Here is a 431-nt window from a genome sequence, read left to right as displayed (position 1 = left end):
GGGGCGGATCACCGCTGGTCGCTGCCGGTGACGCTGCTGGCCACCCCTGCCCTGCTGCTGTTTGCCGACGTGCTGGGCCGCCTGCTGGTGCCCGGTGAACTGCGCGTCTCGGTGGTCAGCGCCTTTATCGGCGCGCCAGTGCTGATCTTCCTGGTACGCCGTAAACGCGGAGGTGGCGCATGATGGCCCCGTCCCGTCGTTTACTCACCAGCGTCTCGCTGCTGCTCATCGCCATTCTGCTGCTGGCGGTCTGGAGCCTGCGCTGCGGCGCGGTCACGCTCGATTTTGCGCAGGTGTTTAACGCCCTGCTCGGCAGCGCGCCGCGCAACGTCACCATGGTGGTGACGGAGTGGCGACTGCCGCGCGTGGCGATGGCGATTCTGGTCGGCGCGGCGCTCGGCGTGAGCGGTGCGATATTCCAGTCGCTGATG

Annotated in this window: 2 protein-coding genes; both read left to right on the top strand. The window is 68.0% G+C overall.

Going from position 1 to position 431, the window contains the following annotated elements; all coding sequences use genetic code 11:
- Positions 1–183, top strand: a 183-nt coding sequence (locus tag DOU50_RS00030) for an iron chelate uptake ABC transporter family permease subunit (RefSeq protein ID WP_148768438.1), incomplete at its 5' end; no start/stop codon positions are given.
- Positions 180–431, top strand: a 252-nt coding sequence (locus DOU50_RS00025) for an iron chelate uptake ABC transporter family permease subunit (RefSeq protein WP_148768437.1), incomplete at its 3' end; no start/stop codon positions are given. The genes DOU50_RS00030 and DOU50_RS00025, both read left to right, overlap by 4 nt.

This window comes from Enterobacter sp. C6, from assembly GCF_008122455.1.
Taxonomy (GTDB): Bacteria; Pseudomonadota; Gammaproteobacteria; order Enterobacterales; family Enterobacteriaceae; genus Enterobacter; species Enterobacter pseudoroggenkampii.
Note: the sequence above shows the minus strand (reverse complement) of the source record. Positions and strands in the feature narration are given on the sequence as shown.